The 18,823-nt window shown below is 52.8% G+C and carries 25 protein-coding genes; 4 read left to right on the top strand and 21 right to left on the bottom strand.

The window, feature by feature from the left end; all coding sequences use genetic code 11:
* Positions 1-79: 79 nt before the first annotated feature.
* Positions 80-307, top strand: a complete 228-nt coding sequence (locus CYQ09_RS04315) for a DUF1127 domain-containing protein (RefSeq protein WP_106744177.1) — start codon at positions 80-82, stop codon at positions 305-307.
* Positions 308-426: 119 nt separating this feature from the next.
* Here CYQ09_RS04315 and CYQ09_RS04310 read toward each other — a convergent pair whose 3' ends face one another.
* The 3 genes from CYQ09_RS04310 to CYQ09_RS04300 form a co-directional block, all read right to left on the bottom strand.
* Positions 427-1,896: a carboxypeptidase M32 gene (locus tag CYQ09_RS04310; protein ID WP_106744176.1), complete on the bottom strand. Its 1,470-nt coding sequence runs from the start codon at positions 1,894-1,896 to the stop codon at positions 427-429.
* A 4-nt stretch (positions 1,897-1,900) separates the two neighbouring features.
* Positions 1,901-3,034: a heme A synthase gene (gene ctaA / locus CYQ09_RS04305; RefSeq protein WP_106744175.1), complete on the bottom strand. Its 1,134-nt coding sequence runs from the start codon at positions 3,032-3,034 to the stop codon at positions 1,901-1,903.
* A 101-nt stretch (positions 3,035-3,135) separates the two neighbouring features.
* Complete coding sequence (locus CYQ09_RS04300) at positions 3,136-3,876, bottom strand: RNA methyltransferase (protein ID WP_106744578.1); 741 nt, start codon at positions 3,874-3,876, stop codon at positions 3,136-3,138.
* A gap of 185 nt (positions 3,877-4,061) precedes the next feature.
* Here CYQ09_RS04300 and CYQ09_RS04295 point away from each other — a divergent pair, with 185 nt between their 5' ends.
* Positions 4,062-4,688 (top strand): thiamine phosphate synthase, encoded by a 627-nt coding sequence (locus CYQ09_RS04295; RefSeq protein WP_106744174.1) that lies wholly within the window; start codon positions 4,062-4,064, stop codon positions 4,686-4,688.
* On the opposite strand, the gene CYQ09_RS04290 is transcribed toward CYQ09_RS04295, so the two are convergent.
* From CYQ09_RS04290 to CYQ09_RS04280, 3 genes are all read right to left on the bottom strand, one after another.
* The gene (locus tag CYQ09_RS04290) at positions 4,656-5,513 is read right to left on the bottom strand and encodes a lysophospholipid acyltransferase family protein (RefSeq protein ID WP_106744173.1); all 858 of its coding nucleotides are present in this window, start codon (positions 5,511-5,513) and stop codon (positions 4,656-4,658) included. The two genes, CYQ09_RS04295 and CYQ09_RS04290, sit on opposite strands and share 33 nt — an antisense overlap.
* Entirely contained in the window at positions 5,488-6,264 is a 777-nt protein-coding gene (locus tag CYQ09_RS04285; RefSeq protein ID WP_106744172.1) for a GNAT family N-acetyltransferase, read from the bottom strand. The genes CYQ09_RS04290 and CYQ09_RS04285 overlap by 26 nt, the downstream gene beginning before the upstream one ends.
* 100 nt (positions 6,265-6,364) lie before the next feature.
* Positions 6,365-6,544 carry a DUF3553 domain-containing protein gene (locus CYQ09_RS04280; RefSeq protein WP_106359024.1) on the bottom strand — a complete coding sequence of 60 codons (180 nt, stop codon included), beginning with the start codon at positions 6,542-6,544 and terminating at the stop codon, positions 6,365-6,367.
* Positions 6,545-6,573: 29 nt separating this feature from the next.
* Here CYQ09_RS04280 and CYQ09_RS04275 point away from each other — a divergent pair, with 29 nt between their 5' ends.
* Positions 6,574-7,164 (top strand): histidine phosphotransferase family protein, encoded by a 591-nt coding sequence (locus CYQ09_RS04275; protein WP_106744171.1) that lies wholly within the window; start codon positions 6,574-6,576, stop codon positions 7,162-7,164.
* On the opposite strand, the gene CYQ09_RS04270 is transcribed toward CYQ09_RS04275, so the two are convergent.
* From CYQ09_RS04270 to CYQ09_RS04230, 9 genes are all read right to left on the bottom strand, one after another.
* Positions 7,161-8,426 carry a glutamate-5-semialdehyde dehydrogenase gene (locus tag CYQ09_RS04270; protein WP_106744170.1) on the bottom strand — a complete coding sequence of 422 codons (1,266 nt, stop codon included), beginning with the start codon at positions 8,424-8,426 and terminating at the stop codon, positions 7,161-7,163. The genes CYQ09_RS04275 and CYQ09_RS04270 overlap by 4 nt on opposite strands.
* Positions 8,427-8,438: 12 nt before the next feature.
* Positions 8,439-9,545, bottom strand: a complete 1,107-nt coding sequence (gene proB / locus CYQ09_RS04265; RefSeq protein WP_106744169.1) for a glutamate 5-kinase — start codon at positions 9,543-9,545, stop codon at positions 8,439-8,441.
* On the bottom strand, positions 9,533-10,579 hold the full coding sequence (obgE, locus tag CYQ09_RS04260; RefSeq protein WP_106744168.1) for a GTPase ObgE: 1,047 nt from the start codon (positions 10,577-10,579) through the stop codon (positions 9,533-9,535). The genes proB and obgE overlap by 13 nt, the downstream gene beginning before the upstream one ends.
* 38 nt (positions 10,580-10,617) lie before the next feature.
* Positions 10,618-11,115, bottom strand: a complete 498-nt coding sequence (locus CYQ09_RS04255) for a GNAT family N-acetyltransferase (RefSeq protein ID WP_106744167.1) — start codon at positions 11,113-11,115, stop codon at positions 10,618-10,620.
* On the bottom strand, positions 11,108-11,335 hold the full coding sequence (locus CYQ09_RS04250; protein WP_106744166.1) for a GNAT family N-acetyltransferase: 228 nt from the start codon (positions 11,333-11,335) through the stop codon (positions 11,108-11,110). The genes CYQ09_RS04255 and CYQ09_RS04250 overlap by 8 nt, the downstream gene beginning before the upstream one ends.
* Positions 11,332-11,622, bottom strand: a complete 291-nt coding sequence (locus CYQ09_RS04245) for a GNAT family N-acetyltransferase (RefSeq protein WP_162617565.1) — start codon at positions 11,620-11,622, stop codon at positions 11,332-11,334. The genes CYQ09_RS04250 and CYQ09_RS04245 overlap by 4 nt, the downstream gene beginning before the upstream one ends.
* Complete coding sequence (locus tag CYQ09_RS04240) at positions 11,622-12,161, bottom strand: GNAT family N-acetyltransferase (protein WP_106744164.1); 540 nt, start codon at positions 12,159-12,161, stop codon at positions 11,622-11,624. The genes CYQ09_RS04245 and CYQ09_RS04240 overlap by 1 nt, the downstream gene beginning before the upstream one ends.
* A 127-nt stretch (positions 12,162-12,288) precedes the next feature.
* Complete coding sequence (rpmA, locus tag CYQ09_RS04235) at positions 12,289-12,558, bottom strand: 50S ribosomal protein L27 (RefSeq protein WP_090197892.1); 270 nt, start codon at positions 12,556-12,558, stop codon at positions 12,289-12,291.
* 12 nt (positions 12,559-12,570) lie between these two features.
* A complete protein-coding gene (locus CYQ09_RS04230; RefSeq protein ID WP_106744163.1) occupies positions 12,571-13,188 on the bottom strand; it encodes a 50S ribosomal protein L21 in 618 nt (205 codons plus the stop codon).
* 187 nt (positions 13,189-13,375) lie between these two features.
* On the opposite strand from CYQ09_RS04230, the gene CYQ09_RS04225 reads away from it, so the two are divergent.
* Positions 13,376-13,723 carry a hypothetical protein gene (locus CYQ09_RS04225; RefSeq protein ID WP_106744162.1) on the top strand — a complete coding sequence of 116 codons (348 nt, stop codon included), beginning with the start codon at positions 13,376-13,378 and terminating at the stop codon, positions 13,721-13,723.
* 17 nt (positions 13,724-13,740) lie between these two features.
* Here CYQ09_RS04225 and CYQ09_RS04220 read toward each other — a convergent pair whose 3' ends face one another.
* From CYQ09_RS04220 to sufC, 6 genes are all read right to left on the bottom strand, one after another.
* A complete protein-coding gene (locus CYQ09_RS04220) occupies positions 13,741-14,145 on the bottom strand; it encodes a hypothetical protein (RefSeq protein ID WP_106744161.1) in 405 nt (134 codons plus the stop codon).
* A 193-nt stretch (positions 14,146-14,338) separates the two neighbouring features.
* Positions 14,339-15,562 (bottom strand): cysteine desulfurase, encoded by a 1,224-nt coding sequence (locus tag CYQ09_RS04215; RefSeq protein ID WP_106744160.1) that lies wholly within the window; start codon positions 15,560-15,562, stop codon positions 14,339-14,341.
* Positions 15,559-16,149, bottom strand: a complete 591-nt coding sequence (locus CYQ09_RS04210) for a YIP1 family protein (RefSeq protein ID WP_162617564.1) — start codon at positions 16,147-16,149, stop codon at positions 15,559-15,561. The genes CYQ09_RS04215 and CYQ09_RS04210 overlap by 4 nt, the downstream gene beginning before the upstream one ends.
* Positions 16,146-16,649, bottom strand: a complete 504-nt coding sequence (locus CYQ09_RS04205) for a YIP1 family protein (protein WP_106744158.1) — start codon at positions 16,647-16,649, stop codon at positions 16,146-16,148. Before CYQ09_RS04205 ends, CYQ09_RS04210 begins: the two co-directional genes overlap by 4 nt.
* On the bottom strand, positions 16,649-17,935 hold the full coding sequence (locus tag CYQ09_RS04200) for a SufB/SufD family protein (RefSeq protein ID WP_106744157.1): 1,287 nt from the start codon (positions 17,933-17,935) through the stop codon (positions 16,649-16,651). Before CYQ09_RS04200 ends, CYQ09_RS04205 begins: the two co-directional genes overlap by 1 nt.
* A complete protein-coding gene (gene sufC, locus CYQ09_RS04195; protein ID WP_106354087.1) occupies positions 17,935-18,690 on the bottom strand; it encodes a Fe-S cluster assembly ATPase SufC in 756 nt (251 codons plus the stop codon). Before sufC ends, CYQ09_RS04200 begins: the two co-directional genes overlap by 1 nt.
* Positions 18,691-18,823 lie beyond the last annotated feature (133 nt).

Genomic DNA, 18,823 nt, shown 5'->3' with positions numbered 1-18,823 from the left:
CCTACAGAAAAACACTTTGTATCAATTTACCTATAGCAATTCGCTATATTGTGTCAATACAATTGAAGGAATACCTCATATGTCACACGCGCTCCCAGCGGCGCAGTTCGCCGCACTTAGCTCCCAACCCGCCATGCCACTCATGGCACGCGCGGCGGTTCGCTTTGCCGTGGCCGTGACAAAATGGGATATGCGGCGAAAAACTCGCCGTCACCTCAAGGACCTATCACCATATTTATTAAACGACATTGGTTTGGATGCGTCTACTGCCCAGGCAGAACGATCTAAACCTTTCTGGCAGGCCTGATACGTTTGCATCTTCCTGACTGGGCCGGATATTCTCCGGCCCTTTTTTTTTGCGCCCATGCTATTTTGATTGTACCCATATTTTCAAATCATACTGGTACAATTATGTTGACCGCTACCTTACAGGTCGTAAATTTCACCGAATTTTTGCTCTAAATAGTCAAGTAACGGTGCTTCGGAAGGGGTTTCGCCGGTCGCATGTTGAATTGTATCGATCGGCGAACGCAAACCACCGAACTGTTGCAGGTTCGTACGCAACCAAGCAGTTGCAGCAGATGTATCACCCCGCCCCAAATCATCATCCAAATTAGGTACTGCTTTGCGTAAAGATACATTCAGACAGCCTGCATAAACATTGCCAAGTGTATAGGTCGGAAAATAACCAAACAAACCTTCGGACCAATGCACATCCTGCAATACGCCGTTTGATGGCTTGTCAACTTCGTACCCAAAGTCAGCGGCGAAACGATCATTCCACGCGGCCTCAAGATCGTTGACATCGAGGTCACCCGAAATCAGCGCGCGTTCCAAATCAAAGCGCAGCAATACGTGCAGGTTATACTGGACCTCGTCCGCCTCGGTCCGGATAAAGCCGTTATTGACCCGATTCACCGTCGCAAAGAATGCATCTTCGCCCGGAATACCAAAATCACCAAAACTGTCGCGCATCTGGCCGTAAAGCCAACCAGTAAACGCACGACTGCGCCCCAATTGGTTTTCATAAATACGGCTTTGACTTTCATGGACGCCCATCGAGACACCCGCGCCCAGTGGTGTCAATAAATGTCGATCATCGATCCCCTGTTCATAGGCTGCGTGACCGACTTCGTGGATCGTAGAATAAAAGCAATTGAACGGATCTACCGCATTCGTTCGGGTCGTAATTCGCACATCCATACCGGAACCTGACGAAAACGGATGCACAGCCTTATCAATGCGCCCGTTATTCAGCGTATACCCAAAGGCAAGCGCTAGCTTTTCCGACAGTGCTAGCTGCGCGGCCTCGTCAAAATTGCCTGACAGTTCTTGGGGTGCGTCGCTATCGAGAATCGCAGCACGTAACGCAACCAATCGCGGACGAAGTGCGTCAAACATCGCGCCAATGCTAGCGCCTGTTGCACCCGGTTCATAATCGTCCAAAAGCGCGTCATATGGATCTGCATTTCCTGCAACGGCTGCCGCTTCTTCCTTGCGTAAGTCGACGACTCTTTGCAGGACGGGTAAAAAGCCTGCGACATTTTCATCGGCACGGCACTGCGCCCAAGTCCGATGCGCAAGCGATGTCGTTTTCGCCAGCTCTGCCGCTAATGACGCCGGGACTTTGGTCGTACGCTCAAAGCTTCGCTTAATATGACGCAGGTTCGCAGCGGCGATGTCATCGATTGCTTCGGCTTTTGAAAGCCACTCACCAACACGTGGATCAATTCGACGTGCATGTAAAACATTCGCCATCGCGCCATGTTCCTCGGCGCGTTGCGGCGTCGCACCTTCCGGCATCATTGTTTCCTGGTCCCAACCAAGACGACCTGCGACTTGCCCCAAGGCTTCTGTCTCACGTTGGAATTGCATCAAGTCATCATATGCGGTCATGTTGTCAGCCTCGGACAGATTGAGAAATGGGATATTGCGCTAAGAAACGGCCACGCAAGATCAGCGCCCAAAGAGCAACGGCCCCGATTTGGTGCACAATCGCAATATGCCATGGCGCTGAATAAATAACGGTAAAGATGCCCAAAACCATTTGCAGAAACATCATTCCAAATACGCCATGGAACGCCGCCCGAATTTTACGGTTTGCAGATTTCCGTGCCCGCAAAAAGACGAACAGACCATAGGCAAATAACGTATAACCTGCCATGCGGTGCATGAACTGAACCAGACCGTCATTTTCGAAAAAATTGCGCCACATTGGTGTGATATCCAGCGGATTTGGCGGAAGAAAACCACCCGCCATAAGCGGCCAGTCCGGGTATCCGCGGCCAGCATCAATACCCGCAACCAATGCGCCAAGGATGATCTGGATAAACGCCAACCCAACAAGAAACGTCGACAGGCGCACCATACGCTGGTCGGCACTTCGGCGGGCTTGCAACAAATCAGACTGCGAACGCGCCAACCGTAACGCATAAACGATGATCATTCCGACAATGACAAACGCCAATCCTAAATGGGTCGCCAATCGATATGATGCGACGTCCAACATCCCTTCGCCAAGGCCAGAAGACACCATCCACCAGCCAATTGCACCCTGCACACCAATCAATGCACCGATGCCAAACAAGCGCCCGGTCCAACCGGTCGGGACCTTGCGCGTCGCGACAAAGGCTAAGAACCCGACAGCCCATACCAACCCGATCAAACGACCAAGCTGGCGATGCCCCCATTCCCACCAATAGATAGATTTGAACTCAGAAAGCGACATACCTTTGTTTTGCAATTGATACTCTGGAATTTCCCGATATTTTGCGAATTCCTCGGCCCAAGCCGCTTCGCCCATCGGCGGTATGGCCCCTGTGACGGGCTTCCATTCAGTAATTGATAAGCCACTGTCAGTCAGACGGGTCAAACCGCCAACGGCAATCATAACGACGACCATTACCAAAAGGGCCAGCAGCCACGCGCGAACACCACCGCGTGCGCCCTGCCCGGCGCGATCAATCGCCCCCGGCGCAGCAACCTGCTTGGGTGTATCTCCGACTTCTTCGAAAATTGAACGCTTTGTTGCCATTATGGCCTCCAGATATGTCTTGAATTGGAAACTAGGGCTGTGACATGACCTCTGCAAGCGGCAGGATGACGCAAGACCACGTAGGGTGGATCTTGATCCACCTACCCCCGTTCTTTCCAGCGCACCATTTGGCGCATAACACCATGTAACATCTGCACATCCGCACGTGTCATCGGCATACGTGACCATAGATTTCGCAAATTCACCTTCATGCTCGCGGCCTTATGTTCTGGGAAAAAGAACCCTGCATCGTCAAGACGTTGCTCATAATGTTCGCTCAGTTTCTCAATCTCTAGCTGCTCAGCCCATTCACCAACGGCAGAGTTGGTCACATCGGCAGTTGGTACTGCCTCGCGGCGCCATTCATAACCCGTTAACAATACACACTGCGCAAGGTTCAATGAGGCGAATTCTGGATTAACAGGCACTGAAATAATTGCATTCGCGCGCGCAATATCGTCGTTTTCCATGCCCGCACGTTCCGGACCAAACATCACAGCAACCTTACCACCCGCAGCAATACGGGCGCGCGCATCTTTCATGGCAGCCTCGGGGGTGAAAACGGGCTTTGTTAAATCACGCGGGCGCGCAGTTGTCGCATATACGAAATCACAATCACCAATAGCGCTCGGTGTATCCTCAAACAACTGCGCCTCATCAAGCAATCGCCCTGCACCGCTGGCCATGACAACGGCCTTTTGGTTTGGCCATCCGTCACGTGGATCAACGATCCGCATGCGGTCCAGCCCAAAATTCCACATTGCACGCGCGGCGGCGCCAATGTTTTCGCCCATTTGCGGACGGATCAGGACAAAAGCAGGTTGCGGATCAGAGCTTGGCATCGGACTTCCTTTGATATCGGCTGGCGTGATACGCTGGCGCGTATCACAACGCAAGGAAACCCTATGGCTATTCATAAATGTGGTCTCGCCCTGATAATGACTGGATGGCCCAATCGAAGCCATAGCCAAGCGTCACAAACCCAGCTAGAACGCCATGAACCAAGATTAATTCGGAATACACGCCCATGTCAGACGCCGTTGAACAGCCACAAATCTACCTGATCACCCCATCAGAGTTCGATCTGTCAACCTATCCAGACCAACTTGCGGCATGCCTCGATAGCACCGAAGTCGCCTGTGTACGCCTTGCGATTGGCACAAAAGATGAAACGCGGATTGGAAAAGCAGCTGACGCCCTTCGCGAAGTTACACACGCCCGCGATGTCGCATTAGTGATCGATAGCCATATTATGATGGTTGAACGGCTTGGCCTTGATGGCGTGCACCTGTTGGACGCAGCCAAATCAGTCATCAAGACGCGCAAAGAACTGGGCGAAGACGCGATCGTCGGCACGTTCTGCGGAACATCCAGCCACGAAGGCATGTCTGCCGGAGAAATGGGCGCCGACTACGTCAGCTTTGGGCCCGTTGGAAAATCCACATTGGGCGCAGGTGAACAAGCTGGTCTTGATTTGTTCGAATGGTGGTCAATGATGATCGAGGTGCCCGTTGTCGCAGAGGGCGCATTGGATGTTGAACTTATTCGCGCGCTTGCGCCACACACAGATTTCTTTGGTATCGGAGAAGAAATCTGGCGTTCGGAAGATCCGGCAAAGACACTAGCCGATCTGCGTCTGGCGATGGCGGTCTAGACCTGCGCGCACCGTATTTTCAAGCGTTTTAGCCAAAGCCTTACGGTCTTCGAAATCGCCAAGTTGAACGGGCGGGTGGTAGACAACAGTCACGCCACCCTGATGTTTTGCAGCCAGAGTCGAAAGCAAATGTGGGCCAAAATCCATATCCCCCCACCAGCCGTAAAACCGCGCGTCTTCTCCGGCTGGGGCGTGATAGATGACCGTCACAGCCTGCACCGACAATTGATCACGCAGGGCTGGGTCAAAAAATGCTGCGAATAGCGTCGGTTTGAATGGTAAAACCTGCAATCCATCTGTCGATGTGCCTTCGGGGAAAAACAACAACCTGTGGCCGACAGCAAGACGTTCTTTGAACATGGCGACCTGCTCTGCCGCGGCAGTGCGCGACCGTTTGATAAACAACGTCCCTGTTGCCCGCGCAAGCCAACCAATGCCGGGCCAGGCTGACACCTCTTTCTTTGCGACAAAATAGATCCGCTTGCGCGCATTCAGTGCAAAAATATCAAGCCATGACGCATGGTTCGCGACCACTGCGCCTCCGCTCTTCATGGGAATACCAACACTGTCGAACTGGATGCCAAGCAAAACAAATGCGCCACGACAGACAAATTGCGTAATATATGGGGTCACAGGCCGACCTACCCCACAAAAGGGGCGTTCAATCAGCCGGACAATCAGCAACACAACTAATCCACCAAACACCAATACGATCAGCGGCACGGCACGGGCAATCACCCGCAACCATCCAGCCCAGCCGATATGTAATCGGGGCGGCATATCAGTGCTCGTCCATGTGTTAGACACGGGGATTGCCTTTTCCATAGATATTACCCTGTAAAGTAGAGACCGCATCCGCCGCCAAAATCAAACAAATATCGATCGTATTAAATGCGTGATCAACAAAAGCGCCGTCACCAACTGTCCCGCCAAGTCGTAAATACGCTTTGATCAATGCTGGTGTATCACGCATCGCAGACACCCGGTCGATCTGATCTTCCGGTACTAAATTCATCAACGCCGCATGGGGCCCTGTTGCTGTCACACGTAGTTTAGGTGGCGCGAGATGCCTGTAATAAAGCAAGCTCAGCGGTCCCGCCAAAGCCTGTGTATCTGTGCCGTGAAATGATGCGGCACCAAACATGACATCAATCTTCTCGCGGCGCACGAAATCCGCAAGCGCGCCCCAAAGATGCATCATCGCTGTTCCGCCACGGTAATCTGGGTGCAAACACGATCGGCCTAATTCAAGCAACCGCTTGCCGCTTGCCTTTAGCACAGACAGATCAAATTCGTCTTCGCAGTAAAACTGGCCCGCATCTGCTGCACGATCTTCGGTCAATAAACGGTAAACGCCGACAACCTGATCTTCTGCGGGGCGCGCCATATCCCGTAACAAGAGATGCACTGCAAAAGGGTCAAAGCTATCTTTTTCAAGCTGGGCCTCATGATCCACCATATCACCGCCGCCCCCCAATTCGCGCACGAACACGTCGTAGCGCAGACGCTGCGCAGCTCGGACATCATCATGAGAATGAGCCAACGAAATCTGAAACTGTGGTGCGTGGTAAGACATATGTACCTGTGTCAGAGCCTCTGGCTTAGATCGCGGTTTCTACTGCGACGTTAACGGTTTGACAACCATTGTGACGATACGTCTAAACAACGGACTTTAACTATTGATCAACCAAGATGAGACCCAGCCGTGCCCCATCAATCACAACCTTGCCTTCTTCACGAAAGTTTACCGTAATCTTCCCGCCGACGTTTGACTGTACCTGCCCCACGCCCCAATCTGGTTGGGTCGGATTACGCACCAACATTCCGGGTTCTAAAATGGCATTCATGCCTATCATTCAACTTCCCTCCAAAAGGAGACCGCGCCATGCAACCTGATCTGGCCGCACTTGTGGGTTCACGTATTTGCCACGACCTTATCAGCCCTATTGGGGCAATCGGCAATGGGGTCGAACTTTTGGCGTTAACCAGCGGGAACACCGCCCCCGAAATGTCATTAATTAACGACAGCGTAGAAAATGCCAACGCCCGAATCAGATTATTCAGAATTGCATTCGGCGCTGCGACCGACAGCCAACGCATCAGCAGTACCGAAATACGCAGCATTCTCGCGGCGATATCGCAAGGGGCGCGCAACACTTTTCATTGGGATATCCAAGGTGATCAGCAACGACGCTGTGTGCGATCGGCGCTGTTGGTCCTGCTTTGCTTTGAAACTGCGCTTCCTATTGGTGGTGACGTGGTCATCAAACAAGTTGGGGATGCTTGGCTCTTTGACGCGCGGGCAAAACGCGTGAACTTTGACGCCGACCTATGGAACAGCATTACCGACCCCAAAACCAACCTTGTTCACACTGCCGCACAGGTCCAATTTGCGCTGTTGCCAACGGCCCTCGCTGAGGCAGATCGCCAGCTTTCTTTCAGCGCTGGCGATACCATGCTTAACGCGCAGTTTTAGCTACGCACTGTTCCGTCACCCGTCACAAGGTATTTGAAGCTGGTTAACTGTACTGCACCAACAGGACCACGTGCATGCAGTTTACCAGTCGCAATGCCGATTTCAGCACCCATTCCAAATTCACCGCCATCCGCGAATTGGGTCGACGCATTGCGCATCAAGATCGCGCTATCAAGCTCTCGGAAGAACTGATCAGCCACATTATCATTTTCGGCAATGATTGCATCCGTGTGGTTTGAACCGAATTCGCGGATGTGTGAAATCGCACCATTGATGCCATCCACGGTTTTCGCTGCGATGATCATATCCAAGAACTCATGCCCAAAGTCATCAGGCGTTGCCGGCACTGTGCCTGCGGTTTCAGCGAGCGTACCAGACGCGCGCACCTCAACCCCGGCATCCAAGAGATCACGGGTTAAAACATCACCGTGTTTGTCAAGAAATGCCTGATCGACCAATAAGCATTCCGCCGATCCACAAATCCCGGTCCGACGTGTTTTAGCATTAATCAAAACGGCACGTGCTTTTGCTAAGTCGGCGCTCGCATCGACGTAGATGTGGCAAATACCTTCTAGGTGGGCGAACACCGGCACGCGGGCCTCGCGCTGAACCAATCCAACAAGCCCCTTACCACCGCGTGGCACGATCACATCGATATAATCTGTCGCCTGAATCATTGCAGAAACGGCTGCCCTGTCGCGTGTTGGGATCAATTGAATTGACGCCTCTGGCAGACCAGCGGCCTGAAGCCCCTCAACCAGACAGGCATGAATGGCTTGGCTTGAATGAAAGCTTTCAGAGCCGCCGCGCAAAATCACTGCGTTCCCTGACTTTAGGCAAAGAGCACCTGCATCAGCGGTCACATTAGGACGGCTTTCGTAGATCACACCGATCACGCCAATCGGCGTACGGACGCGTTTGATGTTCAGGCCCGTTGGTTGTGTCCATTCCTCGGTCACGACACCAATCGGGTCGTCCTGCAAGGCCACGGCGCGCAGACCTGAAACGATACCACCGATCCGGTCCTCATCCAGCATCAAGCGGTCCATCATCGACGGGGAAAGACCTTTCTCAGCACCGAACGCCATATCTTGTTTGTTCGCAGCAATAATCGCGGCACGTTGTTCCCAAACGGCATTTGCAGCCGCATTCAGCGCCTCTTCTTTCGACGCCGCCGGAGCAGTTGCAAGAACGGTAGCCGCAGCGCGGGCAGCCGCACCAATTTCGGTCATCATCGTCGCGATTTGCGTTTGCTCGTTCATTTTCTAGACCTCTTAAAGCACCATATCATCGCGGTGCACCAATGCAGCACGACCTTCATAGCCTAATACTGCTGAAATTTCATCTGATCGGCGCCCCATTATCTGACGTGCTTCCGCGGCTGTGTAGCGGGTCAAACCTTGCCCTAACTGCACGCCTTGCGCATCCAAAATTGCAACAACATCCCCACGCCCAAAACGCCCAGATACTTGCGTAATACCAGCAGGTAACAGGCTATTTCCGCGCTTCAATGCTGTCTTTGCGCCATCATCTATGCTGATCGTACCAGCCGCCTTCATCGAAGCGATCCAGCGCTTGCGAGCCGCTTGCGGATCAGTTTGCGCAGCAAACCAAGTCGTTCGCGCACCATTTTCCAGTGCAGCAAGCGGACTTGTTTCGGTCCCTAAGGCAATGGCCATAGCGCAACCTGCTTCGGTCGCCATACGGGCCGCCATGATCTTTGTGATCATGCCCCCCTTAGAAAGACCAGAGCCGACATCACCCGCCATGCTTTCAATTTCAGGAGTTAATTTCTCGACATTATCAATATGTTTCGCGTCAGAATTGACACGCGGATTGGCAGTGTACAGCCCATCGACATCGGACAAAAGTATCAACTGATCTGCACCAATCGTTACGGCAACTTGTGCAGCTAAACGGTCATTATCACCGTATCGAATTTCATCCGTCGCAATCGTGTCGTTTTCGTTCACGATGGGTGTCACCCCTAGCGAAAGCATCGTTTCCATCGTCGCCCGGCTGTTTAAATAGCGACGACGATCATGTGAATCTTCAAGAGTAACAAGCACTTGCCCCGCGATAATCCCGTGAAGCGCGAGCGCCTCCTCATAAGCACGGGCAAGACGAATTTGGCCGACCGCTGCAGCGGCTTGCGATTGCTCTAAGGGCAATGCAGCGGCAGGCAATCCCAACACGCCGCGGCCCAAAGCGATTGAACCTGACGACACCAAAACAACGTCGGTGCCGCGCGCACGAATACGCGCCACATCAGAAGCCAATGACGTTAACCATTTTTCCCGCAACGCACCGGTATCTGCATCAACGAGCAATGCAGATCCGATTTTAACAACAAGCCGCTTTGCTTCGGTTAAGGCTGCCATGGGGCGTCCTCTTCCGCTTCCTCCGCAGCTTTCCGATGGCGCAGACGGTTATCGTCGATCTCTGAACGCAAAGCGCGTAGAACTTCGGGTATACCCTCGCGGCTTACACCAGACATCAACAACACTGGACCGGCCGCAACGGCTTCGATCTCTTCCTTCAAGAACGCACGTTCTTCGTCGTCTAGCGCGTCGATCTTGTTCAGAACCGTAATACGGGGCTTTTCAGCTAACTCACCGCCGTAGGCTTCGAGTTCGCCGATAATCGTCGTCAGGTCGACGGCCGGATCACCCGAAGTGCCATCAATCAGATGCAACAACACCGCGCAGCGTTCAACGTGACTAAGGAATGTGTCACCCAAACCACGTCCTTCGGACGCACCAGCGATCAAACCGGGGATATCCGCAACGACGAATTCGACCTCGTCAATCCCAACGACACCAAGGTTTGGGATCAATGTCGTAAACGGGTAATCAGCAACTTTTGGGCGCGCGTTAGATGTCGCAGAAAGGAACGTTGACTTCCCTGCATTAGGCATCCCCAACAAACCAACGTCAGCGATCAATTTGAGCCGAAGCCAGATTGTCCGTTCAATGGATTCTTGGCCGGGGTTCGACCGACGCGGGGCTTGGTTTGTGGCAGACTTAAAGTGCAAGTTGCCCCAGCCACCGTTACCGCCTTTGGCGATGACAATGCGTTGGCCTACTTCAGTCAGGTCGGCGATAACGGTTTCTTCGTCTTCGTCGATGATCTCGGTCCCGACAGGGACACGTAAAACCTTGTCATCGCCGTCTTTACCAGTCCGCTGACTGCCCATACCGTGTTGGCCATTGCCCGCAAAGAAATGCTGCTGATAACGAAAGTCGATCAGCGTGTTCAGGCCATCGACAGCCTCAACAATGACATCGCCGCCGTTACCGCCGTCACCACCGTCTGGGCCACCGTATTCAATGAACTTTTCACGGCGGAAAGAAATACAGCCACCACCACCGGCGCCGGATCGTATATAGACCTTTGCGAGATCAAGAAATTTCATAGGTTTTGCTTTCCGCGCTGTTCAGATGTGCCGATAGTCTATTGTGCGTCACACCTCAAGCGGTGCCAGACATCGCGCGATAGACTATAATAGTGCGACGTTGTTTTCTCGTCCCTTGCAAGCGCGTGTTCGGTGCCGTCATGTGTTTTGACGAACCCTAGTTTGGCCAACACGCGCCCGGATCCGTGATTGTCACCCCAAATACTGGCAGTCACTTCAAGCAGCGCCGGGTCACGAAACCCATGATTAATAGCAGTGCGCGCCATCGCGGTTACGATACCCTTCCCCCAATATTCACGGGCAAGAAGATATCCAAGCTCGCCCTCAGTGACCGCAACCATCCCGATGAGTTCAGGAGCAAAGAGCCCCCAAACAAACCCAGCGCCTTTATAAGTGGTACAACGCGATTCAGTAAAGCGGTACTGCGGCGGCCAAGGCCAGCTTCCCATTTGACGAACGACGTCCCAGTCGCTGACAATCGCATGCAATGCATCCGTGTCTTCAAGGCGCAGATCACGATATGTTAGATTATGCATTCTCTTGATCCCATTGTGCGCGGCTCAATTTCATAACGCGGGTATCAACATTCGTACCGCGCGCGACAGAGAATTGAGCCTTTGCCCCAACATCCGCAAATCCGAGCTTTTCCAAAACACGACGCGAACCGTGGTTCCCAACGAAATAGCTGGAATTGATCTTGGTTGCTTCGGTGTCCGAGAAATGAAAACTGAGGACCGCATGCACAGCTTCGGTCATAATGCCCTGCCCCAACACGACGGCTCTAGCCAGTAACCAAGGCCTTCACCGGTTGAAACGACACCAATAAACGCACCTTCTTTTGTGATGGCCCAAAGATCACTTAGATCGCCTGCCAAATCCATCTGAAGGAAGGCTTCGGCATCCGACCATGTGTATGGATACGGGACCACAACCAACCACTGCGATATCTCGTAGTTGCCAGCGCATCGCACGACTTCATCAAGATACTTATGCTCAAGCGCACGTAAAACAAGCCGTTGCGTACGCAGGGTTGGGACCGACATCATTTCACCTTGAGCGTATATGTCCATGTGGAAACTGTAGCGTTGCGCGCCACTGAAAACGCCTCTGCATCACCAAGATAATCGAAACCGCAATTCGTCAACACACGCGCAGAACCCGGGTTGTCTTGAAAGACCTCGGCGAACACACGTTCAGATTTATGCGGGTTTGCAGCGATAAGAGCGCGAACAGCCTCTGACGCCAATCCAGTGTTCCAGAACGCAGGCGCGATCCAATAAAAAATTTCAGATTGCTGGCGGTCCATCCGCTCAAGACTAATCAAACCCAAAGCCTCTAAATGGCCTTGCGCTGATCCATCGATAACCCAAATGTCCTCGGTCCGGTCGGGCTGCCCCGCACGATCAATCATCGCCTCAATGGTACCGGGCGGCAACGGATGCGGAATGCCGCGCGTACCACGTGCGACACGTTCGTCGGCCGCGTACATGGCAATCAAGCCTGCATCAGACTTGCGGCAAGGACGCAGGACAAAGCGTTCTGCGGTTATCGTATCTTGAACTGTAATCTCTTCATGAATCATAGCTTTCCCTCCTCGAAAACATGATCACCCCGAGGCACGTCTAAAATCATAACGTGGCAAGAGTATGAACGAAAAAGAGGACCGGCTTTCGCCGATCCCCTGAAATTTGCTACCTGAGGTAATCGGCCTATTCAGCGGCCTCCGCCACAGGAAGAACCGAAATAAAGGTGCGGCCTTTTAGGCCTTTGTGGAACTGTACGTTGCCTTCGACGGTTGCAAAGATTGTGTGATCTTTACCCATACCAACGCCCATGCCCGGCCACATTTTTGTGCCGCGCTGACGCATAATGATGTTGCCCGGAATGACGACTTCGCCACCGAACTTTTTAACGCCAAGACGACGACCAGCTGAGTCGCGTCCGTTACGGGATGAACCGCCTGCTTTTTTATGTGCCATTGGTGTCTCTCCTTAGCTTTTTGCTAGATCAGCGGCTTGCGCGATCCAACCTTCACGGTCGATGCGGCCCTTGAACGACAACTTCTCGTCCATTGCAGCAACATCTTCTGGTGTCCAAGCTGCGATTTGGGCGAATGTTGTTACGCCAGCTTCGATCAGCTTTTTCTCAAGTGCGGGGCCAACTCCGGACAATTGTTTCAAATCGTCTGAACCAGCAGCAGCCGTTTTAGGCGCAGCCGCTTTCTTAGCAGGCTTTGCAGCAGATGCGTCAGCAGCAACAGGCGCAGCGCCGTTTACAGCAGCTTTCACACCAGATTTGTCAGCGCCTTTTTCAAGGATATCACCGATGCGTACCAGCGTCAGTTGCTGACGGTGGCCTTTTTTGCGTGCAGACGAATGCTTACGACGACGCTTTACGAAATTGATCGTCTTTGGGCCTTTGATCTGGTCGATGACTTCGGCTTGCACGCCTGCGCCTTCAACCAAAGGTGCGCCAACAGTGGCGCCGACCATCAGAATCTCGTTGAATTGAACTGTTTCGCCAGCGCTAGCCGCCAGCTTTTCTACGCGGAGCACGTCGCCAGAAGCGACTTTGTACTGCTTGCCGCCGGTTTTCAAAACCGCAAACATATGATCTTCCTTCGTTTTTCGCGTCTCTGAGGCCCCGGTGATCCCGGCGTTAGTGGCTGTTGCCGCCTGTAAACAGCGCGCCCACTTGGGCGTGATTTCGCATATAACCGCACAAAACCCTTGTACGGATGGCGGCTTATCTGACCAATACCTTTCTAAGTCAACCCATAAGAAGGTGGAAAACCCTATGTACCGTATACTTATCGCCCTCAGCCTACTTGGCGCATGCAGTACAGATGCCAATCATATTGGTAATCCGCTAAAGTTGCCAGTCTCGGGGATACTTACCGGGATCGGGAACGCCGCTTATAATCAGCGACGCGGCCAAGTCGAGATATTTGTTAAGACCAACCACCCGGCCATTGTGAACGACATACAAAATGGCGGTGGGCAAACCATTGACGAAGCGATGGATATCGCAGAAATTCGGACAGGTGATCGCCCTGCCCGATTGATCCAACTCAAGTCTGATATTGGTATCTACCAAAACAGCCCTGATGCTCTTATCGTGGCGCTCATGGTTTATGCATCATAATGATGCACACCTAAGCGCTAGAAATTGGCATATGCTGAATCGCGCTGTGCCACGAGATCCCAAAATGCCTTAGACTTTGAAATATCTGTCGCCATTGCGGTTGGGATGCCTCGCGCAATCATACGCTGATACAATGTTTGCGGGTATCCTGGGGTAACCGGTGGAACGCTAACCATCGGGTTGATATCAGCCGCACGAGCACGCGCCTCAACAGGACAGTCTTTGGTGGGGTTGCCTGCAACAGTGCCACCATCAGCTTCGATTTTGGTCACGGCAGCGAAATATATCGCGCATTCACTCAACACAAGTGCCTGCTGACGCGGATCATCTACTGGTAAATTGTCTTCGACCACAATCGGAGGTGTCTGATCACAGGCTGCAAGCAAACATAATGAAATCACGGTTGTCTTTAATGGTGACAAGTCACTTTCCTTCTTTCTTATTGTGGCGACACCATACGACCTAAATGCCAGAATCCAAGACCACCACCGCCATCAAATTGTCGCGCCGCAACAAAGCACTACCGTGCGCCAAAGCCTCCCTTCAGCGGTTCGTGAAGCAAGCTGTCGACCGGCGCGCATCCACTGGCCCTCGATTTTAGACTTTGTGATGAAATCAGGCAAATAGGTCGTGACACAACTCAAGCGCATCGATGAGAGCATCAACATCGGCTTTCGTGTTGTACATCGCAAACGATGCCCGGCAAGTCGCGCCCACGCCCATGTGTTCCATTAACGGCATGGCACAGTGCGTCCCTGCCCGCACCGCGACACCTTTTTTATCCAACACTGTCGAAATGTCGTGCGCATGGGCAGCACCATCAAGCGTAAAGGAAAAGATGGCACCTTTGGTCGCAGATTTCCCCTGCACGTTTATACAGTTCAACCCATCAAGTCGTTCACGCGCATAGCGGCAAAGCTCGCTTTCGTGGGCTGCAATATTGTCCATGCCGATGGTCATCATATATTCAATTGCAACGCCCATACCGATGGTCTGGACGATACCAGGCGTTCCGGCCTCAAACATCATCGGGGGGGCATTATAGGTCACGGCATCGCGTGACACTTCGCGGATCATGTCACCGCCCCCCATAAAGGGCTGCATTTCTTTCATACGATCCGGCGTGACATAAATTGCACCAGAGCCGGACGGACCATAAAGCTTGTGGCCAGTTATCGCGTAGAAATCGCATCCGATATCAGCGACATCCACTGGCATATGCACCGCGGCTTGCGATCCGTCGATCAAAACTGGAACGCCTTTTTCATGTGCGCCCGTTGTGATGGCTTTCACGTCGACAACAGTTCCCAGCACGTTGGACATATGCGTAACGGCAACCAGTTTCGTTTTTGGACCAATCGCATCGATCACTTTTTGCGGATCGAGATCGCCGTTTGCGTCAACATCGACCCACTTGATCACGACACCCTGACGTTCGCGCAGGAAATGCCATGGCACGATGTTGGCATGGTGTTCCATGATTGACAAAACAATTTCATCACCCGCCTTTAAACGCGGCATCGCCCATGAATAGGCGACCATATTGATGCCTTCGGTCGTGCCGGAATTAAAGATAATGTCATCCTCGGACGGGGCATTCAGGAACTTTGCAACAGTGCCGCGCACGGCCTCGTATTTATCTGTGGCAAGGTTACTTAGGAAATGAAGCCCACGATGCACGTTTGCATATTCTTCGGCATAGCCACGTGTAATGGCATCAATAACCACCTGCGGCTTTTGTGCCGACGCGCCGCTATCCAGATAGATCAACGGCTTGCCGTTTACTTCGCGTGACAGAATAGGAAAATCCGCACGGATCTTTTGTACGTCAAAGCTCATATCGCTTCTCCTTGGGGGGCAATGCCAAGCAGAGCCATCAAAATGACCACTGCAAAAATTGTGCCAATCATGGCGATAAAGAATGCGGCTCCGGCTTTGCCAAGGGTGTCAAACCCGTGCAGCACTTTGACAAAGTGAACCATGCACCACAAAAGCATCATTAACGCGCCAACGCCCACAAGCACCGCCAAAAACGGGCTGAACAACATGACAAGGATTTGCGCAACATCGAATGTCAGACCGACCGCCTGCATCCATACGACAATGGTCAAAGCCCCGTTAAAACTGCCTGTTCCGCCCAACATTTTTCCGGCCCGTGAAATCGCTGAAGCTAGAATGAGCATGCTACCCGTGATCAGCATCCCAAGCGTGAACGGCGTGACCTGTAAAGCGTTCGCTTGCCCAGTTGCAGGCGTTATCATCCATGTCACAGCAAGGAGAAGAACATTGGCAATTGCAACCACAATTGCAGCCTGCACCAAATTGGGTCGTTCGAAATGATATCCGAGTACGCGCTCTGCGGCTTCTTCAGGCGTATTCAACGTCATTGCGACGGCGCGCAACCAGCCTTGTAGCGTCAGGTTCATTGCCCGCGTTCCGATGCGACCATGCATTGGATCCAGATATAGGTGAACGCCAATGCCCATACCGCACCAACCAAGGTAGCCTGCATTCCCGCCCCAATAAAGCCGCGTACCAAACCATGCAAAAGTAAAAGCGGTGTCGTCGTCAGCAACGCCCAAAAGAACGACAGCCGCGCAGAATACCAACTGCCCTGCCCACGAAATGCCTTGGCGATCAAATGCGCAACCGCCGCCAAGCCATATAGCGCAAGCGGCAGCATGATGACGACAGCATAGAACGTGTAAGTCATCATGCCTTCAAAGTTGATCTCAGGCGGCCACGGCGATGGCTCGTAGCCGTTCGCGATACGTGACAGACGCGGCCATTGCGCCACGAAGATCAGAAAACATGCGATCATAACAAAGGCGACGGCGCGATCTTCGCGCCGTCCCTGATCCAATAGATCACGGATCACAGCGCGCGGCGCGCGCCATGTCCGGACGATATCGGCAGTCAGTGCCATCAGCTACGCCGTGCCAGCCAACCCTCGAGCCGGTCGCGAAGTTCTTCGGCCAGCGTCGGGTCGGCAATTTCGTCTAAAGCTTCGGCCATAAACGAAAGCGTCAAAAGATTGCGTGCGTCGTACTGCGGAACACCACGCGAACGCAGATAAAACAGGGCTGTTTCATCAATCGCACCCGATGTTGACCCGTGTGAACAAGCCACGTCATCGGCGTAGATTTCCAGCTCTGGCTTGGCCAAGAACTGTGCATCGTCATCCAACAAAAGCGATTGGCTGATCTGATAACCGTCAGTCTTCTGCGCGCCTTCTTTCACAAGAATTTTCCCTTGGAAAACGCCTGTCGCACCGTTGCGCAGCACCTTTTTGAATACCTGACGGCTTTCGCCGTTCAATGCATCATGTGTAATAAAGACGGTATCATCGTGGTGGAAATCATTGCCATCACCGACACAAACACCCGCGACATGTGCGATCGCATCATCGCCGATGATCTCAAGAACGCATCCGTTGCGCGTCATCACACCGTTAACGGTCAGCGTAAATGACTTAAACGACGATTCAGCACCAACCCTTGCAAAACAATGCGTTACGGTGCGACGCTCATGATCACGGCCTTGCGCGCGCACGTGGTGGAATGAACCGCCGTCGGCAACTTCGACCTCAAGACAGCCAGAAAAACGCGCCGCAGCAGGACCGTTTTCAAGCAGTGTCACTTCGGCACCCGTTTCTACTTTAACCAAGTTGTGCAGCACGGCATCTGATGTCTCGTCCTTATGGAGGTAGACAAGATGAATTGGCTTGGCGACTTTGCCGGTCGCCCGTATCACCACACCGTCAGTTGCAACCGCAGTGTTCAGAGCAGCCAAAGGACGCTCAACAGGTGTTTGACCACGCGTTTCCAACACACCATACAAGTCTTTTGCCCAGTGAATGTCCGCCGCCATCGCATCAGCAAGGCGTTCAATCTCAACACCCTCGCCCGTCAATTCGTCGGACGCATCAGCATCAAAAACACCATCGACAAAGACGATCTTCAAACGATCAACAGCGTCGAACAATGGCACTTCACCGGCATCAAAAATCGCGGCTTTTGGCGCTTCGGCTGCAGTCAGCTCGGACGGGTTTGTGTATTTCCAATACTCGTCGCGCTTTGTAGGTAGGCCCATTTGACGCACACGCGCCAAAGCATCGGCACGCGCGGCATTCGACCATGCGGCACCTTCTGGCAGGGTAACCCCGGCCAGACGCGCCTCTGTCGCATCAGATTTCAGTTTAGCAAGGGCCATTAGGACACCTCTGCCAAAATGTCAGAGTAACCGTTGTTTTCAACTTCCAAAGCCAGCTCTGGGCCACCTGTTTTTACGATACGACCATCGGCCATGATGTGCACGACATCAGGCTTAATGTGGTCAAGCAGACGCTGGTAGTGGGTGATCACAAGGAACGAACGCCCTTCGGAACGCAGCGCATTCACACCATCCGCGACCAGTTTCATCGCATCAACGTCAAGACCAGAGTCCGTCTCATCCAAGATGCACATCTTAGGTGACAACATTGCCATCTGAAGAATTTCGTTCCGCTTCTTCTCACCGCCAGAGAAACCAACGTTAACCGGACGCTTCAACATATCCGCGTCGATTTTCAGGTCTTTCGCCTTGGCGCGTACTTCCTTGAGGAAATCACCCGCGCTTAGCTCTTCTTCGCCACGTGCCTTGCGCTGTGCATTTACCGCTGTGCGCAAGAAAGTCATGTTGCCAACGCCCGGAATTTCGACCGGGTATTGGAATGCAAGGAAAAGACCAGCCGCAGCACGCTCTTCTGGTTCCATATCCAGCAGATCTTCACCTTCCAGTTCAGCAGAACCGTCAGTCACTTCGTAGCCATCCTTACCAGACAACACGTAAGACAAAGTCGATTTACCCGACCCGTTTGGCCCCATAATCGCGTGCACCTTGCCGGTTTCAACGGTCAGATCCAATCCTTTTAGGATTTGTTTATCTTCGTCTTCAAGTTTGACCTTCAGGCCTTTGATTTCTAGCATTTTTCTTCCTTCGGCATATCAGCACCTTGCAGTGCATATGGGTTTTAGCAGCGTGGGTTAGGCCGCGCTGCGAATAAGTGAAAATTGTTGGATGACGCATCAAAAACGGCCGCCCGCTTAGCAGCGGACAGGT

The sequence above is a fragment of the Yoonia maritima genome, assembly GCF_002933395.1.
GTDB lineage: Bacteria > Pseudomonadota > Alphaproteobacteria > Rhodobacterales > Rhodobacteraceae > Yoonia > Yoonia maritima_A.
The sequence above is the reverse complement of the archived record's forward strand: the minus strand, read 5'-3'. Positions and strand labels throughout refer to the sequence as shown.

Coding starts and splice junctions, on each gene's coding strand:
- CYQ09_RS04315 (WP_106744177.1), top strand. CDS start 80: ATGTCACACGCGCTCCCAGCGGCGCAGTTCGCCGCACTTAGCTCCCAA.
- CYQ09_RS04310 (WP_106744176.1), bottom strand. CDS start 1,896: ATGACCGCATATGATGACTTGATGCAATTCCAACGTGAGACAGAAGCC.
- ctaA (WP_106744175.1), bottom strand. CDS start 3,034: ATGGCAACAAAGCGTTCAATTTTCGAAGAAGTCGGAGATACACCCAAG.
- CYQ09_RS04300 (WP_106744578.1), bottom strand. CDS start 3,876: ATGCCAAGCTCTGATCCGCAACCTGCTTTTGTCCTGATCCGTCCGCAA.
- CYQ09_RS04295 (WP_106744174.1), top strand. CDS start 4,062: ATGTCAGACGCCGTTGAACAGCCACAAATCTACCTGATCACCCCATCA.
- CYQ09_RS04290 (WP_106744173.1), bottom strand. CDS start 5,513: ATGGAAAAGGCAATCCCCGTGTCTAACACATGGACGAGCACTGATATG.
- CYQ09_RS04285 (WP_106744172.1), bottom strand. CDS start 6,264: ATGTCTTACCACGCACCACAGTTTCAGATTTCGTTGGCTCATTCTCAT.
- CYQ09_RS04280 (WP_106359024.1), bottom strand. CDS start 6,544: ATGATAGGCATGAATGCCATTTTAGAACCCGGAATGTTGGTGCGTAAT.
- CYQ09_RS04275 (WP_106744171.1), top strand. CDS start 6,574: ATGCAACCTGATCTGGCCGCACTTGTGGGTTCACGTATTTGCCACGAC.
- CYQ09_RS04270 (WP_106744170.1), bottom strand. CDS start 8,426: ATGAACGAGCAAACGCAAATCGCGACGATGATGACCGAAATTGGTGCG.
- proB (WP_106744169.1), bottom strand. CDS start 9,545: ATGGCAGCCTTAACCGAAGCAAAGCGGCTTGTTGTTAAAATCGGATCT.
- obgE (WP_106744168.1), bottom strand. CDS start 10,579: ATGAAATTTCTTGATCTCGCAAAGGTCTATATACGATCCGGCGCCGGT.
- CYQ09_RS04255 (WP_106744167.1), bottom strand. CDS start 11,115: ATGCATAATCTAACATATCGTGATCTGCGCCTTGAAGACACGGATGCA.
- CYQ09_RS04250 (WP_106744166.1), bottom strand. CDS start 11,335: ATGACCGAAGCTGTGCATGCGGTCCTCAGTTTTCATTTCTCGGACACC.
- CYQ09_RS04245 (WP_162617565.1), bottom strand. CDS start 11,622: ATGTCGGTCCCAACCCTGCGTACGCAACGGCTTGTTTTACGTGCGCTT.
- CYQ09_RS04240 (WP_106744164.1), bottom strand. CDS start 12,161: ATGATTCATGAAGAGATTACAGTTCAAGATACGATAACCGCAGAACGC.
- rpmA (WP_090197892.1), bottom strand. CDS start 12,558: ATGGCACATAAAAAAGCAGGCGGTTCATCCCGTAACGGACGCGACTCA.
- CYQ09_RS04230 (WP_106744163.1), bottom strand. CDS start 13,188: ATGTTTGCGGTTTTGAAAACCGGCGGCAAGCAGTACAAAGTCGCTTCT.
- CYQ09_RS04225 (WP_106744162.1), top strand. CDS start 13,376: ATGTACCGTATACTTATCGCCCTCAGCCTACTTGGCGCATGCAGTACA.
- CYQ09_RS04215 (WP_106744160.1), bottom strand. CDS start 15,562: ATGAGCTTTGACGTACAAAAGATCCGTGCGGATTTTCCTATTCTGTCA.
- CYQ09_RS04210 (WP_162617564.1), bottom strand. CDS start 16,149: ATGAACCTGACGCTACAAGGCTGGTTGCGCGCCGTCGCAATGACGTTG.
- CYQ09_RS04205 (WP_106744158.1), bottom strand. CDS start 16,649: ATGGCACTGACTGCCGATATCGTCCGGACATGGCGCGCGCCGCGCGCT.
- CYQ09_RS04200 (WP_106744157.1), bottom strand. CDS start 17,935: ATGGCCCTTGCTAAACTGAAATCTGATGCGACAGAGGCGCGTCTGGCC.
- sufC (WP_106354087.1), bottom strand. CDS start 18,690: ATGCTAGAAATCAAAGGCCTGAAGGTCAAACTTGAAGACGAAGATAAA.